The sequence below is a fragment of the Pseudomonas sp. B14(2022) genome (assembly GCF_012030485.1).
GTDB lineage: Bacteria > Pseudomonadota > Gammaproteobacteria > Pseudomonadales > Pseudomonadaceae > Aquipseudomonas.
This window is the reverse complement of sequence record NZ_JAAUVM010000001.1, coordinates 661,049-683,192: the sequence shown is the minus strand read 5'-3', so window position 1 is coordinate 683,192 and position 22,144 is coordinate 661,049. Positions and strand designations below refer to the sequence as shown.

At 65.3% G+C, this 22,144-nt stretch carries 8 protein-coding genes; 1 reads left to right on the top strand and 7 read right to left on the bottom strand.

Annotated features, from left to right (window positions below):
* Position 1: 1 nt before the first annotated feature.
* From HCF10_RS03185 to HCF10_RS03155, 7 genes are all read right to left on the bottom strand, one after another.
* A complete protein-coding gene (locus tag HCF10_RS03185; protein WP_167654857.1) occupies positions 2 to 9,481 on the bottom strand; it encodes a non-ribosomal peptide synthetase in 9,480 nt (3,159 codons plus the stop codon).
* Positions 9,482 to 9,531: 50 nt separating this feature from the next.
* A complete protein-coding gene (locus tag HCF10_RS03180; protein WP_167654856.1) occupies positions 9,532 to 14,337 on the bottom strand; it encodes a non-ribosomal peptide synthetase in 4,806 nt (1,601 codons plus the stop codon).
* A gap of 67 nt (positions 14,338 to 14,404) precedes the next feature.
* Complete coding sequence (locus HCF10_RS03175) at positions 14,405 to 15,397, bottom strand: TauD/TfdA family dioxygenase (RefSeq protein ID WP_145335008.1); 993 nt, start codon at positions 15,395 to 15,397, stop codon at positions 14,405 to 14,407.
* Between the two features lie 194 nt (positions 15,398 to 15,591).
* Positions 15,592 to 16,530, bottom strand: a complete 939-nt coding sequence (locus tag HCF10_RS03170) for an ABC transporter substrate-binding protein (RefSeq protein ID WP_237683037.1) — start codon at positions 16,528 to 16,530, stop codon at positions 15,592 to 15,594.
* A gap of 28 nt (positions 16,531 to 16,558) precedes the next feature.
* Positions 16,559 to 17,599, bottom strand: coding sequence for a FecCD family ABC transporter permease (locus HCF10_RS03165; RefSeq protein WP_145335010.1), 1,041 nt, complete (start codon positions 17,597 to 17,599; stop codon positions 16,559 to 16,561).
* Entirely contained in the window at positions 17,596 to 18,579 is a 984-nt protein-coding gene (locus HCF10_RS03160; RefSeq protein WP_145335012.1) for a FecCD family ABC transporter permease, read from the bottom strand. The genes HCF10_RS03165 and HCF10_RS03160 overlap by 4 nt, the downstream gene beginning before the upstream one ends.
* Positions 18,576 to 19,382: an ABC transporter ATP-binding protein gene (locus HCF10_RS03155; RefSeq protein ID WP_145335014.1), complete on the bottom strand. Its 807-nt coding sequence runs from the start codon at positions 19,380 to 19,382 to the stop codon at positions 18,576 to 18,578. Before HCF10_RS03155 ends, HCF10_RS03160 begins: the two co-directional genes overlap by 4 nt.
* A gap of 409 nt (positions 19,383 to 19,791) precedes the next feature.
* Here HCF10_RS03155 and HCF10_RS03150 point away from each other — a divergent pair, with 409 nt between their 5' ends.
* Positions 19,792 to 21,936, top strand: a complete 2,145-nt coding sequence (locus HCF10_RS03150; RefSeq protein WP_167654882.1) for a TonB-dependent siderophore receptor — start codon at positions 19,792 to 19,794, stop codon at positions 21,934 to 21,936.
* Positions 21,937 to 22,144 lie beyond the last annotated feature (208 nt).

The window sequence follows — 22,144 nt, the reverse complement described above, 5'->3', positions numbered from 1 at the left end:
TTCAGTCTTCCATCTCTGCCAGCAAACGCTGCATCTCATCCAGTGCCTGGTCGGTCGAAGGCCGCTGCGGGTTTTCGATCTGTTCGGCCAGGCCGGCAATGGTCGGGTTGTGGAACAGGCTGCGCAGCTCGACCTTGACGCCGAAGCGGCTCTCCACCCGGGTCATCAGGCGCATCGCCAGCAGCGAATGGCCACCGAGTTCGAAGAAGCTGGTGAGCACGCCGACCTGCGGCAGATCGAGTAGCTCCTGCCACAGCTCGGCCAGTTCGCACTCCAGAGCCGTACGCGGCGCCACGCCTTGCTCGGCCTGCGCTTGCGGCGCCGGCAGGGCCTTGCGGTCGATCTTGCCGTTGGCATTAAGGGCGAAACGCTGCACCTGGATGAAGCCGGCCGGCACCATGTAGGCCGGCAGCAGGCTTTCCAGATGACGGCGCAGCGCCACCTCGTCGACCGGGCTCGCGGCCTGCAGCCAGGCGAACAGGCTGTAGCTGCGCGCATCGACCATGACCACCGCCTCTTCCACGCCGGGGTAACGACGCAGCAGCGATTCGATCTCCCCCGGCTCGATGCGGAAACCACGCACCTTGACCTGGAAATCGGCACGGCCGACGTAGGCCAGGCGCCCATCGCTGCGTCGGCGCACCAGGTCGCCGGTGCGGTACATGCGGCTGCCAGGCTCGCTGGCGAACGGATCGGGCAGGTACGCCGCTGCGGTGATCGCCGGCGCCCGCTGGTAACCACGGGTCACCCCGCTGCCGGCGAGATACAGCTCGCCGGTGCTGCCCAGCGGCACTGGCCGCAGGCATTCGTCGAGCACGTAACAACGGGTGTTGAGCAGCGGCAGGCCGATATCGGCCACGCCGGCCGGCACTTCGCGCAGCGCTTGGGTGGTCGACCAGACGGTGGTTTCCGTCGGCCCATAGGCGTTGATCAGCCTCACCCCCTTGGCCTGCAGCACACTCACCAGTTCGGCCGGCACAGCTTCGCCTCCGATCAGGCCGCGCAGGGCCGGCCAGTCGTCACGCCCGGTTTCCAGCAGGATCTGCCAGCCGGCTGGGGTGGCCTGGAACACCGTGGCACGGCGCAGCAGATCGAACAGGCGGTGGCCATCGACCACCTGCTCGCGACGCGCCAGGAGAATGGCCGCGCCCTTGAGCAGCGGCAGGAACAGCTCCGGCTTGCACATATCGAAGGCGTAGGTGGTGCTGGCCAGCCAGACGTCCTCGGCCGTCAACGGCAACTGGCGGTCGAGGCCGGCAAGCAGGTTGCTCAGATTGCCGCGGGTAACCTGTACGCCCTTCGGCGTGCCGGTGGAGCCCGAGGTGTAGATCACGTAGGCCCGCTGCAGCGGCGCCACCGGTAATGCAAGGTCGTGCGCCGGCTGTTCGTCCAGCGGCAGGTGGTCGACGGCCAGGCTGTCGACACTGCCGAGCACGTCGGCGCAGGCCTGCTCGCTGAGCACCAGTTGCGGCCGCGCATGCTCGATGATGAAGCGCAGCCGTTCGCCCGGTTGCTGCGGATCCAGCGGCAAGTAGGCCGCGCCCGCCTTGTGGATCGCCAGGATGCTGGGCAGCAGCCAGGGGCCACGGGTCATGCACAGCGCGACCAGATCGTCGCAGCCGACACCCTGGGCACGCAGCCAGTGGGCCAGGCGGTTGCTCAGGGCATTGAGCTGGGCATAGCTGTAGCGTTGCTCCTGGCAATCCACGGCCAGCGCATCCGGGGTGCGCAGGGCCTGGCGCTCGAAGCGCGCGATCAGATCCTGTGTCTCGCTCAGCGCATGCGCTGGCAGGTTCCACGTGCGACGTGTCAGGGCATGATCGGCATTCGCCAGGTCGATATCCCACAGCCGCGCCTCGGGCCGCGCCAGCATGCCGTCGAGCAGGTGACAGTACTCGTCGGCGTAGCGTTGCATGGTGCTGGCGACGAACAGCTCGGTGTTGTACTCCAGCACGCAGTGCCAGGCGCTGCCGTGCTGCTCGATATGCAGGCCGATGTCGACCAGGGCGCTGTCGCTCTCGACATTCAGGCGCTGCGCCGGCAGGCCGGCAAAACCCTGGCCGACCGCCGCCACGTCATCGCGCTGGATCAGGTTGAACAGCGCCTGGAACAGCGGCGTATGGCTGAGATCGCGGCGTACCTGCAAAGCCTCCACCAGCCGCTCGAAAGGCACGTCGCCGTGCTGCTGCGCGGTCAGGTGGGTGGCTTGCAACGCCTGCCAGAACGACGCCACAGATTGCAGTGGGTCGATCAGGCTGCGCAGCACCTGGGTGCTGGCGAAATAACCGATGAGGTTGTCGGTGTGCGCCTGCTGACGCTGCGCCACCGGCAGGCCGATCCACAGCTCGCGCTGCCCCGAATGCCTGGCCAGCAGCACTTTCCATGCTGCCAGCAGGGGCGCGAAGACGGTCAGGCCATGGCGCTGCGCGGTGCTACGCAGGCGTTCGACCAACTCGACGGGCAGCTCGAAACGCAGGCGCCGCCCGTGGTAGCCCTGCTCGGCAGGACGTGGCAGGTCGGTGGGCAGGTCCAGCACCGGCGGTTCGCCGGCCAGGGCCTGCCGCCAATAGTCCAACTGCGCTTCGATACGTGCCTGCCCGGCAGGGGTCTGCCAACTGGCGGCGACATCGCCGAACTGCAGCGGCAGCGGCGCCAACGCCGCCTGGGTGGCGCTCAGCTCGGCCTGGTAAAGACGTTGCAGTTCATCGAAGAATATCTCCAGCGAGCGGGCGTCAGCGATGATGTGGTGCAAGGTGGCCTGCAGCACGCTCTGCCCTTCGCCCTGATACAGCCGCACCCGCCACAGCGGCGTCGCGCTCAGGTCGAAGGCGCGCTGCGCTTCCTCGCTCAAGGTGCGGGCGAAGGCCGGCGAATGTACATCCTGCTGCAAGGGCTCGACGCTGAGCAGCGTGCCGTGCAACTGCACGACTTGCTGCCGCGCGCCTGCTTGCGTCTCGCTGAACACGCTACGCAGGCTGTGCTGGCGCTCCACCAGTTGTGCCAGAGCGCGTTCCAGTACATCGGCTTGCAGAGTACCGTGCAGGTGCATGGCCAGTGACAGGTGGTAGGCCTGGGTGTCGCCCTGCAAGCGGTCGAGGAACCACAGCCGCTGCTGGGTGAAGTGCAGCGGCGCCGGCGCCTCGCCGAATGGCCGCAGGATGCTCTCGCCTGCGCCCTCGGCAGTGGCCAGGCTGGCCGCCAGTTCACCCAGGGTCGGGCACTCGAACACGCTGCGCAGCGGCAGTTGCCGCTCGTAGCGCTCGGCGATGCGCGCCACCAGCCGTGCCGCCAGCAGCGAATGGCCGCCGAGGGCGAAGAAATTGTCGCCTGCGCCAACCGCGTTGCAACCGAGCAGCTCGCACCACAGTTCGGCCAGTTGCGCCTCCCAGGGTTTGCTCAACTCGCCGTCGCGCTGACCTTCATGTTGGATTGGAGCCGGCAGCGCCTTGCGCTCGACCTTGCCACTGGGGCTCAGCGGCAAGCTGTCGAGACGCACGAACTGGCTCGGCAGCATATAATCCGGCAGGTGCTGCGCCAGTTGCACGCGTAGCGCGGCGTCGCCCAGGTCAGCACCCGCCGCCTGCGTGACCGAGTAGTAAGCCACCAGGCGCGCGCTGTCGCCGCTGCCGAGCAGCACCACGGCCGCTTCCCGCACCCCGGTAAGCCGCGCCAGCAGGGCTTCGATCTCGCCCAGCTCGATACGGAAGCCACGCAGCTTGACCTGGAAATCCAGGCGCCCCTGGTAGTCCAGGCTGCCTTGGGCGTTGCGCCGCACGCGGTCGCCGGTGCGGTACATGCGCGCCCCCGGCACGAAAGGATCGGGCAGGAAGCTCGCCGCGCTCAGGGCAGGTGCGGCGAAATAGCCACGTCCCAGGTTGGCACCCGCCAGGTACAGCTCGCCGGAAACGCCCGGCGCCACGGGTTGCAAGTCGGCGTCCAGCACATAGGCGGCGGTATTGACCACCGGCCGGCCGATCGGCACCTCCACCCCGCCGCTCTCGCCCTGACGCGGCTCGAAGGTGCTGTAGACGGTGGCCTCGGTCGGCCCATAACCGTTGATCACCTGGGCACCACGCTGCTCCATGGCCTCGGCCAGCGCGCACGGCAGGGCCTCGCCACCGGAAATGGCGCGCACGCCCTGCCAACTGCCCCCGGTGTGCGCCACCAACATGCGCCAGGTGGCAGGGGTGGCCTGCATCACCGTCGGCTGGCCGGCCTTGATCAGGCGGTCGAGGACTTGCGGGTCGCGTGCCTGCTCACGGTCGGCGAGCAAGATGCTGGCCCCGCGACTCAGCGGCAGCAGCAGCTCGACGATGGCGATATCGAAGGTCGCTGTGGTCAGCGCCAGCACCCTGTCCTGCGCCGTCAATGGCAGCACCTGCTGCACGCCGAGCATGAGGTTCATCAGGTTGCCACGGGCGATGGCCACGCCCTTGGGCTGGCCGGTGGAACCCGAGGTATAGAGCACGTAGGCGAGCTGGGCAGGATGCACGCTCGGTGCGCGGTAGGGCTCGGGGGTGGTCAGCGCATCGATATCCAGCAGTTCGCCGGCACTGCCCCACTCGGCCAGTTCCGCCAGGGACTCGGCATTGGTCAGGCACAACCGCGGCTGCGCATGGGCAAGGATGTAACGGCCGCGCTCGGCAGGGGTATCCTCGGCCAGCGGCACGTAGGCGGCGCCAGCCTTGAGAATGGCTAGCATGGCCATGGGCAGCCGCGCATCGCGCGGCAGGCGCAGGGCCACACGATCCTCGGCGCCGACGCCACGGGCCTGCAAGGCAGCGGCCAGGCGTTCGGCCGCCTGGTTCAGTTCGGCATAGCTCAGGTGCCGTTCGCCGGCCTGCACGGCGATGGCTTCAGGCTGCCCGGCGACCTGCCGTGCAAAGGCCTGCAGGATGTCTTCCCGGCCCTCCACAGTCTCACCGTGCAAGCGCGCCAGCGCGCGCTGCTCGGGCTGCCAGGCGAGTTCGCCCAGTACCTGCTGCGGTTGTTCGAGCACGGCATCGAGCAGCGCCAGATACTGCTCGAGCATGGCCTGCGCGGTCTGCTCGCGGAACAGCTCGCTGCTGTACTGCAGGCTCAGGGCGATGCCGTGTTCGCTGTCGCGCACGTCCAGATGCAGGTCGCACAGGGCGCTGTCCGGGCGATTGTCGAGCGGCTCGGCGATCAGCTCGGTCAGCTCGAAACGCTCCAGGGCATGGCCCGGGAAGTAGTTGAACATGGCCTGGAACAACGGGTTGTAGCTGACCTGGCGGGCCACGCCGAGCTGTTCGATCAGGTAGTCGAAAGGCAGGTCCTGATGCGACTGCACCGCCACGGACAGCGCCTGTAACTCGCGCATCAGTTGCAGCAGGCTGGTCGTGCCGGAGAGCTTCTGGCGATAGACCAGTGTATTGACGAAGCAGCCCACCAGCGGCTGCAACGCCGCGTGATGGCGGTTGGCGGCCGGCACCCCGACGAGGATGTCGTGCTCGCCGCTGCGGCTGCGCAGCAGCAGCTGGAAGGCGCAGAGCATGGGGATGAAGTTGCTCCAGCCGTGGCTCGCGCTGAATGCCCGCAGGCGCGCCGCCAGCGCATCCGGCAGGCGTTGCTCGACGCGCCCGCCGGCCTGGCTGGCATGGGCCGGCCGGGGGAAGTCCGCGGCCAGTTCAAGCACCGGCAATTCGCCGGACAACTGCTCGCGCCAGTAGGCAAGCTCGTCCTGGCAGGCGGCGCTGTCCATCCACTGGCGTTGCCACAGGGCATAGTCGGCGTACTGCATCGGCGCCTCGGCCAACGCCGGTTTACGCCCCTGGCGCAGCTCGCGGTAATGGCTGCAAAGACCGTCGATGATCAGTTGCAGCGACCAGCCATCGGCGACGATATGGTGGCAATTGAGCGCCAGCACGTGCGCCTGCGGCCCGAGGCGATACAGGCAGGCACGCAGCAGCGGCGCGCTGTCCAGGGCAAACGGAGTCATCGCGTCCTGGCGCAGCAGGTCGTGCAGCTGCGCCTCACTGGCCACCTCGATCAGCGGCAAGGCCAGCTCGGCCTTGGCGAGAATGAGCTGCGACGGCTCACCGCCGTCGCTGACGAAACGGGTACGCAGGACTTCGTGCTGATCGACCAGGGCCTGCAAAGCTGCCTGCAGGTCAGCGACATGCAGGTCGCCGCTCAGGCGCACCGCGCCGGCCAGGTTGTAGGCCGGGCTTTGCGGCTGCAGTTGCTGGAGGAACCACAGGCGCTGCTGGGCGAACGACAGCGGCAGGGTCTGCGGGCGCGGCAGGCGCATCGGCGTGGTTTTCTCGCCGGTCTGTTGTTGCTCCAGCCACTCGGCCATGGTGGCGATGGTCGGGCGCTCGAAGACCACGCGTAGGGGCAGTTCCTTGCCGCTAAGCTTGCCGATCTGGCCGATCAGTTGCGTGGCCAGCAGCGAATGCCCGCCCAGCTCGAAGAAGTGATCATGAATGCCGACCCGCGCGAGCCCCAGCACGCCCTGCCAGGCTTCGGCCAACTGCGCTTGCAGCTCACTGCGTGGCGCCACGTAGCGCGCCTCGCTCTGCGCGGCGAAGTCGGGCGCCGGCAGGGCCTTGCGGTCGATCTTGCCGTTGGCGTTGAGCGGCATGCGCTCGAGCAGCATGAAAGCGCTGGGCAACATGTAGGGCGGCAGGTTGGCGGCAACGAACTCGCGCAGCGCCTCAATGGAGGGCTGCGGCTCGGCCACCAGGTAGGCGACCAGCACCTTGGCGCGCTGCTGGTCGTCACGGGCCAGCAGCACCGCTTCACGCACGCCGGGGTAACGGGTCAGGCAGGCTTCGATCTCGTCCAGCTCGATACGGTGGCCGCGAATCTTCACCTGGTGGTCGGTACGACCGACGTACTCCAGCTCGCCATTGGCCAGGAAACGGGCCAGATCGCCGGTGCGATACAGGCGGCTGCCGTCGTTGGCGATGGGGTCGGGCAAAAACACCGCCGCAGTGCGTGCCGGGTCGGCCATATAGCCACGGCCAACCCCCACGCCGGCGACGAAGATTTCACCCACCGCACCGCGCGGCACCGGTTGCAATTCAGTATCGAGCAGGTACAGACGGTTGTTCAGAGTGGCGCGACCAATCGGCACACTGCTGCGCGCCTGGGCCAGGCGCTCGGTGAGCGGATGGAAGGCCACGTCGTCGGAGCATTCGGCCGGCCCGTAGGCGTTCATCAGCGGGATGCCGGGGTAGCGCTCGAACCAGCGCCGCGCCAGCGCCGGTGGCAGCGCCTCGCCAGTGGCCAATACCCAGCGCAGTGCGGTGCGCTCCAGGCCTGCCTCGAGCAGGCTCTGCATCAGCGACGGCACCGCTTCGAGAATGCTCACGCCATGGCGAGCGATGGCCTCGGCCAGGGCCTCGGGGTTCTGCATCACGCAGTCGCCGAGAATCACCGTGCGCGCCCCCAGCACCAGGCCGGCGAGGGTCTGCCAGACGGAGATGTCGAAGCACTGCGGCGCGCTCTGGGCGATCACGTCATCTTCATTCAGGCCCAGGCCCGGCAACTTGCCAAGCATGTTGTTGAGCATGCCGGCGTGGGCCACCATCGCCCCCTTGGGCGTGCCGGTGGAGCCCGAGGTGAAGATGCAGTAGGCCAGCGACAGGCCATGCACGGGAATGTCCAGGTCAGCATCGCTGTAGCCGCTCAGGGCCGCTGGCTCGTAGCGGATCGCCGCCGGCGGCTGCGCCATCTGCTGCAGCGCCTGCTGTGCCAGCTCACCCTGCTCCACGCCATGCAGCAGCAGCGGCGAACGGCTCTGGGTGAGCACTTGGGCCAGGCGTTGCGACGGATTGCGCGGGTCCAGTGGCAGCCAGCCGGCGCCAGCCTTGAGTGTGGCGAGGATCATCACCACCAGGTCGAGGCCACGCTCATCGAGCAACGCCAGCAGGTCGCCGTCCTGCACGCCATTGGCGCGCAGATGACGGGCCAGTCGGTTGGCCTCCCGGTTCAACTGATCGAAGCTCAGGCTGCGCTCGCCATGCACCACGGCGATTCGCTCGGGGGTGCGACGCACCTGCTGTTGCAGGCGCTCGACGTACAGCGGCTGCAGTTGCGCCGCGTCCGGCGCCAGGTCACCGCTGGCCCAGGCATGCTGTTGGGCGATCTCCGCCGCATCGAGCATGGCGATGCGTTGCAGCGGGATATCCGCCTCGCTGACCAGGCTGTCGCCCATGTTCAGCAGCAGCGTGCGGAAGTGGCGCAGCATCTGCTCGACTTCCTCGCGCAGGAACCAGTCGGTCTGGTAGGTCAATTGCAGGTGCAGGCGCTCGCCGGGCACGATCACCACGGTAACCGGATAGTTGGTGTGGGTGCGGTTGGCCATGTCGCTGATCAGGTAGTCCAACTGGCCCTGGCGCAGGCTGGCGGAGATCGGCGCGTTCTCGAAGACGAACAGGCTCTGGAACAGATCCTGGCGCTGTACCTCACTCCAGCTCTGGATCTGCGCCAGCGACACGCTTTCATGTTCGCGCAGGCTCAGGTTCTCGGCCTGCAAGGCCTTGAGCCAGGCACCGAGGGACTGCTGCGGTTGCCAGCTCCAGCGCAGCGGCAGGCTGTTGATAAACAGCCCGACGATGCTCTCCATGCCCTGCATGTGCACCGGGCGCCCGGCCACGGTGACGCCGAACAGCAGGTCACGATTGCCGCTGTAGCGCGCCAGCACCAAGGCCCAGGCACCCTGCACCAGGGTGTTGAGGGTGATGCCCAGACCGCTGGCGGCCTGCTGCAGGCCCTGCGTCTGCTCGACGCTGAGGTGCTCGACGCAATCCTCCACCGGCTCCGGCGCATCGATCACGCGGCCAGGGTGGCCGAAACCGAACTCGGTGGGGGTGTCGAAGCCGGCCAGGCGCTGCTGCCAGAAGGTCTGATGATCCTCAGGCTTCTGCTGCTCCAGCCAGCGGATGAAGTCGCGGTACGGGCGTGGCTTGGGCAGCTCCAGACGCCGCCCTTCACGCGCGGCGCGGTAACCGTCGAGAAAGTCCATCATGATGATGGAGAAGCACCAGGCATCCATGAGGATGTGGTGATAGCTGCGCACGAACTGGTAGGTGTCCGGGGCCAGCTTGAACAGGCGCACACGCATCAGCGGTGCCTGGGTGAAATCCAGCCCCTCGCGACGCTCCTCGGCCAGCAGATGCTCCAGACGCGCCTGCTGCTCGGCCTCGTCGATATCCGACCAGTCCTCATAGCTGATCGGCAGTTCGACCTGCTTGTGCACCACCTGCATCGGCCGCTTCTGCTGCTTCCAGACGAAGGAGGTGCGCAGCAGCTCGTGGCGCTCCACCACCTGTGCCCAGGCCTGGCGGAACGCCTGCAGATCGAGTTGCGGCAGCACCATCACATGGCGGTACTGCAACAGGTACATGCCCTTGCCCGGGTGCATCAGGCTGTGAAACAGCAACCCCTGCTGCATGGGAGCCAGGGGATAGATGGCCTCGATATTGCGGGAAAGTGCTTTGACCTTATCGTTCATGCCGAGGGTCTCCTTGCCATGGGCTGGGGATGTAGGGGCGCCGGGGGTGCTCATTGCAGTTGCTCGAGCAGACCGAGGAATTCGTCGTCGGAAAGCCCCGAGTCGGCGAAGTCGGCAGCGGTGGCGCGACCAACCTCGGGGGCCAGGCAGTGTTCGAGCAGGGCTTCGATACCCTGCTGGAACTGCTGCGCCAGTGCGCCGATCAGGGCCTGGTCATGCACGTGCGGGGCGTAGCGCCATTCGATGTGCAACTGGCCTTGGTCGACCAGGGCAGTCACGTCGAGCAGATGGGTGCGGCGGGTGTCGGGGGCGCGCATGGCCGGGCACAGCGGCTGCGCCAGGCGCCACAGGCGCGAACCACCCAGCCACTGGTCGACCCGTCCCAGGTAGTTGAAGGTAAGCAGCGAAGCGGCACCAAGCCCGTGCTGTGGATCGAGGCGCAGCAGGCCGTAGCCGATGCCCTGCTCCGGTACGCGGCGCAATGCCTCCTTGGCGGCGATGATCGCCTCCTCCGGCTGTTCGGCGGCACGCACGGCCAACGGGTAGCGGCTGGTGTGCCAACCCACCGACCGCGACAGATCCGGGCCCTGCTCCCAGCCACTGCGACCGTGGCTCTCCATCTCCAGGGTGACCTGCTCGCGCCCCAGCCATTGGCCGATCGCGCCAGCCAGTGCCGCGACCAGCAGATCCTGCACCTGGGTGCTGTAGGCCCCATGGCAGTCGCCCAGCAACAATTCGGTTTTCTCGAGGGACAGTTTCGTTTCCAGCGTGCGGCTTTCGCCATACAGGCTGACATCTCGGGCTACCTCGCCCTCCTCGGCCAACTGCGTCTGCCAGTAGTCGCGCTGGGCCAGCACCTCGGGGGCCTGGCGATGACGCTGCAAGGCCTCGCTCCAGCGATCAAAGCGGGTGGAAACCACCGGCAACGAAGCCTGCGGGTCGTGGTACAGGCTTTCCAGCTCCTCAAGCAGCACCTGCCAGGACACCGCATCGACCAGCAGGTGGTGCGCCGTGCACAGCAGATGCTCGCTGCCGGTGAAATACACCCAGCGGATCAAAGGGGCTCGATCCAGTTGCCATCCCTGCTGCCACTGCTGCAGCAGCGCGTCGTCCAGCGGCTGTTCGACCACCTGCAGCAGCGTGTCGGCCATCGCCGCCGACAGCGGCTGATAGCGTTGCTGCCAGCCCTGCCCGCTCTGCTCGAAGATCAACCGCAGGCTGCTGTGACGCTGCAACAGGATCGCCAGTGCCTGGGCCAAACGCGCCGGTTCCAGCGGCTGGTGAACGGCCAGCAACAGGGACTGGTTCCAATACTGTGGCGTGGTCTGCCGCTGGTCGAAGAACCAGGCCTGGATCGGCGTCAGGGCGAAAGCGGCGCTCGGCTCGGCGTTATCGACCTTGGCGTGCTCGGCCACACTGGCGAGGTCCACAGCCTGCTCGGCCCAGCCGCTGACCGAAGGGAACTCGAAGACCTGCTTGGGCTTGAGCTGCAGGCCCTGCTGCTTGGCACGGGCGATAATCTGCAGGCTGAGGATCGAGTCGCCACCGACCGCGAAGAAGTTGTCGTCGGCTTGCAGATCGGGCTTTTCCAGAATCTCCCGGGCAATCACCAACAGCCGCTCGACCCTGGCGCGCTGTGGCGTCTGCGCCACCCGCGCCAGCGCCCGCACGCTTGGCTCCGCGAACAGTTGCTTGGGGGTGAGGGTGATCTGTTGCTGGCGCGCGCGGGCAATGATCTGCAGGCCGAGAATCGAATCGCCGCCATGGGCGAAGAAGTTGTCGTCCGGGCCGATGTTCGGGTTGCCCAGCAGTTCACGCCAGATCGCCAGCAAGGCGCTTTCCAGTGCATTCAACGGCTGTTCGGTACGCGCTTCGAGATTACGCGGCGCTTGCTCGGCCAGGTTCAACAACGCCTGACGATCGACCTTGCCATTGGCCAGCAGTGGCATCGCCTCCAGGCAATGCCACTGCGCCGGTTGCATGTAGTCCGGCAGGCGCGCCTGCAACGCGGCCTGAATGTCCGCCAGTGCGCTCGGCGCGGCGACCAGGAAGGCCACCAGGCGGTTGCCGGTCAATGACGTCGGTGCGTTGAGCACGCGCACGTCATCGACCTGGGGCAGTGCACGCAATTGCGCTGCCACTTCCGAAGGCTCGACGCGGTAGCCGCGAATCTTCACTTGCTCGTCCAGGCGCCCGAGGAACAGCACCCGCCCCAGATGATCGAGGCGTACCCGGTCACCCGTGCGGTAACCCAGTGCACCGAAGCGCGCCCGATCGGCCTCGCTGGCACTCAGGTAGCCACGCGCCACGGTCGCGCCCTCGATATACAACTCGCCGCTGACGCCAGCCGGCAGCACTGCGCCATCCGGCCCGCGCACGCTGACTCGCACGTTGCCCAGGGGGCGTCCGAGCGGTGCGTCACCCTCACCTTCGAGGTCGTGGGTCAGCACGCCCACCGTGGTTTCGCTGGGCCCGTAGTGGTTGACGATGCGCAGCTGCGGGCTTAGGGCGCGCACCCGCGCCAGCAGATCGGCGCCCGGGGCTTCGCCACCGAGTACCAGGCACTGGCGCGGCAACAGGCGCTGCGGCTCGCTGGCCACCAGCAGGGCGTTGAGGTGCGAGGGCACGATCTTCAGCATGTCCACGGGCTGCTGCCCGAGCAGCGCCGCCAGCGCCTCGGCATCGAAGGCCAGCGCTTCGTCCAGCAGGCACAAGCGCCGGCCGCTGAGCAGCGCGCCGAACAAGGCGGTGTGGCCCAGATCCGTGGCGCAACTGGCCAGACTCGTCAGGCTGGCGTCGGCGCTCAAGCGCAGGCGTGCCAGGCAGGCGCTGGCATAGTGAATAAGGTTGCCCTGGGTCACCTCCACGCCCTTGGGCCGTCCGCTGGAGCCGGAGGTGTAGACCACGTAGGCCGGCAAGTCCGCCGGCACGCTGGTGCGCAGCGGCGCATCGCTGAACAGCGCCTCGACCGGCACGGCCAGCCACTGCACCTGCGTCGGTAACCAGTTTGGCCGTTCGCCCTCACCCACATAGACCCTGGGCGTTGCATCCAGGCAGATGTCCTGCAGACGCGACTCGGGCCACTGCGGGTCGAGGGCCAGATAGGTCGCGCCGCACTGCCAGGCGGCGAGCATATGCATCACCAGTTCGCGGCTGCGCGGCAGGCAAAGGGCAACCCTATCACCGCTCGCACTCAGCGAACCGTGCAGGCGCTCGCCACGGGCGACCACGGCCCTGGCCAGTTCGGCATAGCTCAATTGCCCCTGCTGATCCTCCAGCGCGATGGCCTGGGGCTTCTCCATGCAGTGTTTGGCAAAAGCCTTCCAGGCGCTCTCTTCCGGTACCGGCAGGCGTTCGCCAGACAATTGCGAACGCTGCTCGAGAGGCAGCCAGTCCAATTCGGCAAACGGCACGTCCGGCTGCTCCATGGCCGCCATGACCAGGGCAATGAACTGCGCCTGAAAACGCTCGACGCTCTCGCGCCGATACAGCGCCTTGCTGTAACGCCAGCGCCCGATGAATTCGGGCAGGTCATCGATGATCACCAGGTTCAATTCGTGGGCCGCACCACGCTGCTCGCCAATCATGCGCTCGATGTAGCGCTCGAACGGCACGTCACGCTCCTTGTTCAGCGTGAACATGTGCTGGAACACCGGTGCCCGGCCCCTCTGCCGCGGCAGATCCAGATGCTTGGCCAGGCGCGCGAAGGGATAGTGACGATGGCGCAAGGTCTGCCGGACAGTGGCAGCCACCTGCTTGGCCCACTCAGCACTGGACAGGTCACGACGCAAACGGCAGCGCACCGGCAACGGGTTGACCAGATAGCCCGGCAGTTCAGCCTGCTGGCGCTTCAGGCGCCAGCCACTGGGCGTACCGAGAACGAAATCATCCTGCCCGGACAGCACCCCGAGAAATTGCTGGAACAGTGAGAACCAATAGACGTAGGGCGTCACTCCCAGGCTTTTGGCGACCGCCAGCAGCCGCTCGCTGTTGTCCGCGCCAAAATGGAACGACAGCTCTCCGCCCTCGAAGCCCTGGGTGCTGCCATGGGCGAAGTCGGTGGGCAGCTCCAACGTCGGCGCATCGGCCAGCTGCGCCTGCCACCAGGTCAGTTCCTCGGCCTCGATCGCCTCGCTGCGCAGGTACAACGCGCTGCACCAGTTGCGATAGGCCTCGGGGTCGACATAGGTAAGCACGTCGCCATCGACCAGGGAGAACAGCTCACTGAACAGCACGTCGAAGGTGGTCAGGTCGGAGGCGATATGGTGGATGCCCAGCAGCACCGTGTGCTCGACACGGTCGCCCAACTGGTTGCTCAACAGCACCAGCCGGCTGATCTCACCGGCAGCCAGATCGAAGGGTTTGTCGGCCAGCTCGATGACACGTTGCTGCACACTGGCCGCATCCGCGTCCTGCCAGATTTCGCATTGCAGTGAGGTGGGCTGCGGGCGGCTGTCCCACTGCAGCAACTCGCCATCACGCTCGACATAGGCACTGCACAGGTGCGGATAACGCTGCTGCACCGTCTGCCAGGCCCGCTCCAGACGATGCGGCAGATCCGCCCAGAGGTACTGCGGCCTGATACGCCCGGCCAGGGCGATGTTGTAGGCGCAACTGCCGGGCTCCATACGCTGCAGGAACCATAGGGCCTGCTCGTTATCGTTGAGCGGGCGCGCCTGGAAGTAGTCCGGGTGGCGCGCCAACCAGGCCAGGATTTCCGCACTGCGCGCTTGCAGCTCACGCTCCAGCTCGGTACTCAGGGCCTCAGGCAAGCCAGTGGAAATCATCAGGCAGCCTTCGCTCGCGGACATGCGGATACCGCGCAGCCAGCAGTCATGCATCAGGCGATCGAACATGTGTCGTCCTTCATCGTGAGGATTCGAGGTCAGCCAACCTGGCAGTGGCTTCGAGGATTATTCAGCGTCAGACGGCCGAGGCGGGCTCGGCCATGGCCACCACCACCTTGCGTTCCCCCTGAAAGGTGGAGCGACCATGGGCGACCAGCATGTTGTCGAGCATCAGCGCATCGCCCGCCTGCCAGGGGAAGCTGATCTGGGTGCGCTGCAGAACATCGCGCACATGCTCCAGCGCCTCCAGCTCGATGGGCGAGCCATCACCGTAGAAGACGTTACGCGGCACGCCCTCCTCGCCGACGATCGACACCAGGGTTTCGCGTAGCGCTGCCGGGAGGTTGGAGATGTGGAACAGATGCGCTTGGTTGAACCAGACCCACTCCCCGGTGACTGGGTGCTGCGCGACGGCCTGGCAGACCTGGCGCGTACGCAGCTCGCCGTCGTCCTTCCACTCGAAGTCGATGTGGCTGAGCCGACAAAAGCGCTCGACCTCGCTGCGGTCCTCGGTGCTGAACGCCTGCTGCCAGGAGAGATCCAGACCATTGCCGTAGTTGCGCACGTACATCAGGCGCTTGTCGGCAAAACGCTGGCGGATGGCGGGATCGATGCGCTGATAGATCAGGCGACTGTCGGCGATGGGCGTCTCACCGCCGACCGGCGCGGCCTGGATGCAGTGAAACCAGATTTTCATCGGCCAGTTCAACGAGTAGGACTGTTCGTTGTGCAGCGGAATGACCTGGTGAGCGGGGTATTCGGTCGAGGTATAGACGCGGCTGTTGAGCTTGGTGCGTGGCGTGGAGGCATAGTCGTAGGTCAGCAGCTCGTGACCGAAACTGCGGGTGAAATCCTCGAAGTCGTTGGCGTCACGGAAGGAGAAATCGCGAAAGAGGATGCCACCGGTGGTCTGCAGGTCGCTGTCGGCGGCACGCCGGATCAGCTCTGCGTGATCACGCCAGGAGTCGCCGGGCACTGGGGCGCGCAACACGAAGGGCAGCGGTCCCTCGACACCCGCCTGAACCTCATCGAGTGAATGGTTTGCACGGTTGAGCAAATCGGTAAGCATCTGCGTTCCTTGGTGCTACTGACGAGACGCACAAAATTATCGCAAAGCTGACTCATTATCAAACAGGAATTAATATTATTTAAACTTGAAATCTCGGGCACTTACTGCTGCACACAAGCCGCGAAGCAGCAGAGCCCGAGGCATTATTTAGCCATCACCTGGGCGGCCGTAGCCGCTTACCCAGGCTGGCTGGCTCACTTTTCCTGCAGGTTGTAATCGCGTTCGCCGATATGCGACAGCAGCAGGTAGGCAGAGCCGATCATGCCCTGCATGGTGTCGGCAAAACGACTGCGGTTGAAATATAGGAACTGATGGTTCTTCACCGCGAACAGGTTCTGCCACTGCGGCGAACGGCGGAAGGCCTCGGTGCCAGCCTCCGAACCGAGCATTTCCTCATAGGTATCGATGATGAAATCACTGTCGAAGTCGCCAATGCGCTCCAGGCTGTAAGGCACGTTCTGACGCGCCTCCTTGAAGGCCGACACGCGCCCGAGGCCGAAGTCGGCGATCACGTCATCCATGCCGGAACGGCCGATCAGTTGAAAACCATCCGGATAGACCTCCAGGGTGGTTACCGTGATACGCCCCGGCTCCTTCACCCGCTTGGCGAATTCGCCGACGATCCATTGGTATTCGTTCAGCAGCTTCTGGTAGCGCTGCTGCTTGCCTACCAGTTCGGCCAGCTCCTTGGCGTAAGTCTTGATGTCGGCCTCGCGCGCCGGCAGCAGCACCACCGGGGCAATGCTGCTGAGGCGCTCTTTCAGGTCCTGGTGATAGGACAGCCCGACGATCAGGTCAGGCTTGAGCGCCGCGATGGCCTCGAGATCGGGCGACTGGTGCGAACCGACATAGCGAATGCCGGAGACATCGAAGCGCTGCTGAGCGCCACGGAATAACACGTCCGAGAACAGCTTCTTGCGCCCCGTGGACCCGCAAGGGGTTATGCCCAGCTCGAGCAGTTGGGTGGTCAGGCTGAGGTCATGCAGGGATACCACGCAACGCGGTGCGACCGGCACTTCGACACGGCCGAAACGGTTCTCGAACACACGGGTGTCGGCGGCGACAGCCTGCATCGAACTCAGGCCCAGCAGTACACAGGCTATCAGGGAAAGGGCTTTGAACTTCACCATCATCTTCGACATGTCCTTCAGTGACGACGCGTCAACGGTTGCGTTGCCGCGCCAGCAAAACCAACAGATAAGGTGCACCGATAATCGCCACCACCAGACCGGCCGGCAGTTGCAACGGCGGCAGCAAGGCGCGCCCCAGAGTGTCACCCAACAGAACCAGTACGGCCCCGAACAGGGCCGACAGCGGCAACAACGCGCCATGCCGGTCACCGCACAACTGCCGCGCCAGGTGCGGCGCGACCAGGCCAACGAAGGTCATAACGCCGATATTGGCCACCGTTGCTGCGGTCAACGTGACGCTGCACAGCAACAGCAAGAGCATTATCAGCGGTGCATTCAGGCCGCGGCTGAGCGCCACGCTCTCGCCCAGTTGCAGGAGATTGAGCTGGCGATGACAGAACAACAGGGGCATGCCCGCCACCAGCAGCCAGATCAGCAGGCTCTGCACCTGCGGCCAACCACTGCGATGCAGGCTGCCGCCAAGCCACATCAGCGCCGATTCGACCCGATCGATATTGCCGTAGGTGATCAGCAGATCGGCGACGGCACCGAGCATGGCCGTCAGCCCCACGCCAACCAGAATCAGGCGCAGCGGGGCAATGCCACCGCGCCAGGATAGCGCGACGATAAACAGCGCCACCGCCAGACCGCCGAGCAACGCTGCCAGAGGATAGAGCGGCAGCGGCAAGGCCTCCGGCCACTGCACCAGGATCAGCAACATGGTGACGCTGGCGCCCGCCTCCACCCCGACCAATCCCGGGGCAGCCAGTGGGTTGCGCGTCAGTGACTGCATCAACACGCCAGCCAGAGCCATCGCCGCGCCCCCGAGTATCGCCAGCAGGATGCGCGGCAGGCGCAACTCCCACAGCACGTTGGCCGACAGCGCCTTCTCATCGGCGAACAGGCCCTGCCAGAGCTGAGCCATGCCCATCGTGTAGCTACCTACGCCCGCCGCGTACAGCGTCAGGCCCGTCAGCAACAAGAGCAGCACAGACGCCGCCAACACATCGATGGGTCGGCCGACCCAGGGCAACCCGGGGCAACGCCTTGGCGTGGTCAGCCAGCGACTCACTTGAGCTTCCTCAGCACCAGCGCGACGAATACCGGGCCGCCGATCAGCGCGGTGACGATGCCGGTGTTGAGTTCGTAAGGGCTCACCAGGGTGCGCGCCACTACATCGGCCAGCACCAGCAGCAAGCCACCCAGCAGCGGCGTAGCCAGCAGCAGCTGCCGCAGGTCGTGGCCAACCAGCAGCCGCGCCGCATGCGGTACTACCAGCCCGACAAAACCGATGGGGCCAGCCAACGCCACTGCGCAACCGGACAGCAGCACCACGGCCGCCAAACTCAGCAGCCGCATCCGCAACAGGTTGACGCCCATGCTGGAGGCCACCTGCGCGCCCAGCCGATAGGCATTCAACGCCCGCACATTGATCAGGCAAAGCAACATGCCGACGATCAGGTAGGGCCAGAGCCAGCTTGGCAGGTTTGCCCCGCTGATACCCAGCGAGCCGGTCAGCCAGCGGCGCAGGCTGTCCAGGCCCTGCTGATCGAGCAGCAGCAGAATCGCGGTGATAGCGCCGAACAGCGCGGCCATCATCGCCCCGGAAAGCGTCAGGCGTACCGGATTGGGCGTGCGCCCGGCCAGCAGCATGACGCCGATGGCGGCCACCAGAGCGCCGCTGAAGGCAAACAGGGGAATCATGGTCATGTCGTTGCCGGGTAGCACCAGCAAGCCAATGACCACGAACAAGGCCGCACCGCTGTTGATGCCGAGGATGCCCGGGTCTGCCAACGGATTGTCGCCCACGGCCTGCATCACCGTGCCGGCCAGCCCCAGGCAGGCGCCCACAGTCATCGCCACCCACAGGCGCGGCAGGCGCGAACCGCGGATGACGCTGTGATCAGAATTACTCGGGTCATACGCCAGCAGCGCCTGCCAGACATCGCTCCAGGGGATCGACTTGGCCCCCACTGCCAGGTGCAGCGTCGACGCCAGGCCGATGCCGATCAAGATCGATAACCAGATCGGCCAGCGCCACCCACCCGTCATCGGGCTACCTGGCTGTCGAGCGCGCGCAGGCGAGCAGGCGAAGCCGGCACGCACAGAGGATCACCGGAATGCGGATCGATGAGAATGTGCGCATCCAGATCGAACACAGCCTTGAGGTTGGCCGGAGTGAAGACCTCGGCAGGCGTGCCCTGGGCGTGCACCTTGCCCTGGCGCAACATCACCAGTTGATCGGCATAGCGCGCGGCCTGGTTGAGGTCATGCAGAACCGCGACGACAGTGCGCCCTTGGTCACATAGCTCGGCGAGCAGTTCGAGCAAGGCGATCTGATGAGCGATGTCGAGAAAGGTGGTGGGCTCGTCGAGCAGGATGACCGGGGTCTCCTGCGCGAGAGTCATGGCAATCCAGCAGCGCTGTAACTGCCCCCCGGACAGGCTGGTCAGGGTGCGGTCCAGCAGCATGCCGACGTCGGCCAGTGCCACGGCGCGGTCGATCGCCTGCTGATCGGCGTCACTCCACTGCTGCCACCAGCTTTGCCAGGGGTAGCGCCCCTGCATGACCAGCTCGCGCACGGTTATCCCGGCAGGCGAAGCGGTGCGTTGCGGCAACAGCGCTATTTGCCTGGCCAGATCACGTCGCGAGAGCTGAACGTGGGGCTTACCCTGCAGCAGTACGTCGCCGCTGGCTGGTCGTAGCATGCGCGCCAGCACGTTCAGCAAGGTGGTCTTGCCACAACCATTGGCACCGATCAATGCGGTAAAGCAGCCCTCGGGAATGGTCAGACTGATGTCATTCAGCACCTTCAATCCGTCGAATTGAAGCTGAAGCCCCATTGCTTTCAACATGCATACACACTCGAATTCGAACCACTGCGCCAGCGCCCGCCTGGCTCAGAGCCCGCGCAGCTTGCCAGGCATGCGGGTTCACCGCGAATCTCATCCAGCTCAGGGCGGGCATTGCCTATCAGGCAGCGTCCAGGCCTTGAATATTTATACGTAGTAGCTTGCAGTAATATCTTAGTGATGACAATAAATTGTGAGCTAGTACAAATCTTTCTCATTTAGATGTAGAGTTCGCGCGCTACAGCTGACTGCCACGGCGCACTGGCGTGAAGGATCACAGAATGTCCTCCGCATTGCGCACACATACAAGAAGACCAGAGGATGTTCCTTCGCCATGCGCCAGGTTACGCACCTAAGCCCCGAACGTTTCGCCCGACGCCCAGCCTTCAGCCTTACCGCACTCACACTGGCCATGGCCAGCCTGGGCACGGGCAGCCTGCATGCCGCTGAGACTAACCAGGCACCCACGGCTGCGTCCGTGGAGATTGATGCCATCAACGTTACCGGGCAAAGCGTTGAACAGCCCACCGAGCATGTGGTCGGCTATGTAGCCAAACGCAACATGAGCGCTTCCAAGACCGATACGCCGATCACCGAGACGCCGCAGTCGCTGTCTGTGGTGACGAGCGACGAGATCCGCGACCGCCAGGCGGAAACGTTGGCCCAGGTGTTGAGCTACACGCCAGGGTTCACCGCCAGTGCGACCTCTTTCAACCGCACTGCGGACCGCTTCCGCATCCGCGGCTTCTCGGTCGAATCCGCCACCGGCGGCTCGCTGCGAGACGGCCTGCGCCTGCAGAACAACTCCTACGACGGCATTCAGGAACCTTATGGCCTGGAGCGCGTCGAGGTCATCCGTGGCGCTGCCTCGGTGCTCTACGGCCAGCTCTCGCCCGGCGGCATGGTAAATGGCGTCAGCAAGCGCCCAACCGAAACGCCGCTTCATGAGCTGCAACTGCAGGCGGGCTCCAATGACCGCAAGCAGCTCGCCGCCGATTTCAGCGGTGCTCTGCCCGGTAGCGACACCCTGAGCTATCGCCTGACCCTGCTCAGCCGCAACAGCGACACCCAGCAGGATCATCTCAACGACGACAAGATCTACATCGCCCCGGCGCTGACCTGGCGCCCTGAGGAAGACACATCGCTGACCCTGTTGTCCTTCTACCAGAAGACCGATACGCGTTTCCCCGCGCCCCTGCCCTATCAGTTGGTCAAAGGTGTGGGTGACGGCGCCTTCAAGATCGGCCGCCACGACTTTATCGGCGAGCCGGGCTACGACGACATGAATGGCGAGATGTCGGCCCTGGGGTACGAATTCACCCACCACTTCAACGAGCACTTCACGCTTAATCACAAGCTGCGTTACTCCGAGTCCGATGTGAAGTGGAAATACCTGCAGGTCAGAACCGGTAATCCGGCAGTCACTGCCGCGGTGATCAATCAGGCCGCCACGACCGGCATTCTGCAAAGGCAATACAGTGATCGCCGTGAGCGTGCTCGAACCCTGGGCAGCGATACCAATATCGAATCGAAATGGCAGCTCGGTAGCGTCGAGCACACCGTTCTGGTCGGTTTCGACGGCTATGACACTTCCTACGACTCCCATAACTTCCGAGGCGTAGCCCCCAGCCTGGACCTGAGTCGCTACAACTATGGTCAGCCCGTAGTGGTCAACAGAAGCCCCGCCCTGGACCGTGGCTCGCAGCTGGATATGCTGCAAAAAGGTGCCTATTTCCAGGATCAGATCAAGTTCGGCGACAAGTGGGTCCTGCAGGTAGGTGGCCGCCACGACTGGGCTGACCAGCAGCAGACGGCGCATCGCAATGGCGCCAAGGCCAGCCAAAGCGACGAAGCCACCACCTGGCGTGCGGGCCTGGTCTACCTGGCGGACAACGGCCTGGCGCCCTATATCAGCTATAGCGAGTCGTTCTTCCCGGTTTCCGTTGCGGAAGTCACCGGCCAGACCTTCACCCCCACCGAAGGCAAACAGTACGAAGTAGGCGTGCGCTATCAGCCCAAGGACAGCAATATGCTGCTCAGCGCAGCAGTCTATGAGCTGACCCAGACCAACGTGCTCAAGCAGGATCCAGCTACCGACGAGTACCGCCAAACCGGCGAGGTACGTTCCCGCGGTCTGGAGCTGGAAGCCAAGGCGGATGTCACCCCGGCACTCAGCGTGATCGCCACCTACGCCTATACCGATGCACGCACCACCAAGAGCGCTATCGCCGCCGAAGTGGGTCAACGTACCGACGAAACGCCCTACCATCAGGCAGCCCTGTGGACCCGCTACGACTTCGTCAACTGGGGCATCCCGCAGCTGAGCGTGGGCGCCGGCGCTCGCTACATGGGTACAATACAGGCCTCGGGCATGGATTCCGCCATGCCAGCCTATACCCTGTTCGACGCCATGGCGCGCTACCAGATCGACGAACACTGGGACGTGACCGTCAACGCCAGCAACCTGACCGACAAGCGCTACGCGGAGTGCAGTTTCTCCACCTGTCACTACGGTGACGAGCGCACCCTGCTGACCTCGGTGAACTTCAACTGGTGATCTACCGCTCCGCGCGCCGAGCAAGCACCTTGCTGCGGCGCGCGGCCTTACCTGCCTAACGGACAGAGGCAGCGGGCGGAACAAGGATCGACAGGCATAGCGACGCCCCGATTCCCAGACTGGGAGCGGTGCTGGTTTCGAAGTTTGGAAAGCGATAAAAACGCAAAACCGCCAATCATCCCGGCCATGTTATGGCTGGAGTGATTGG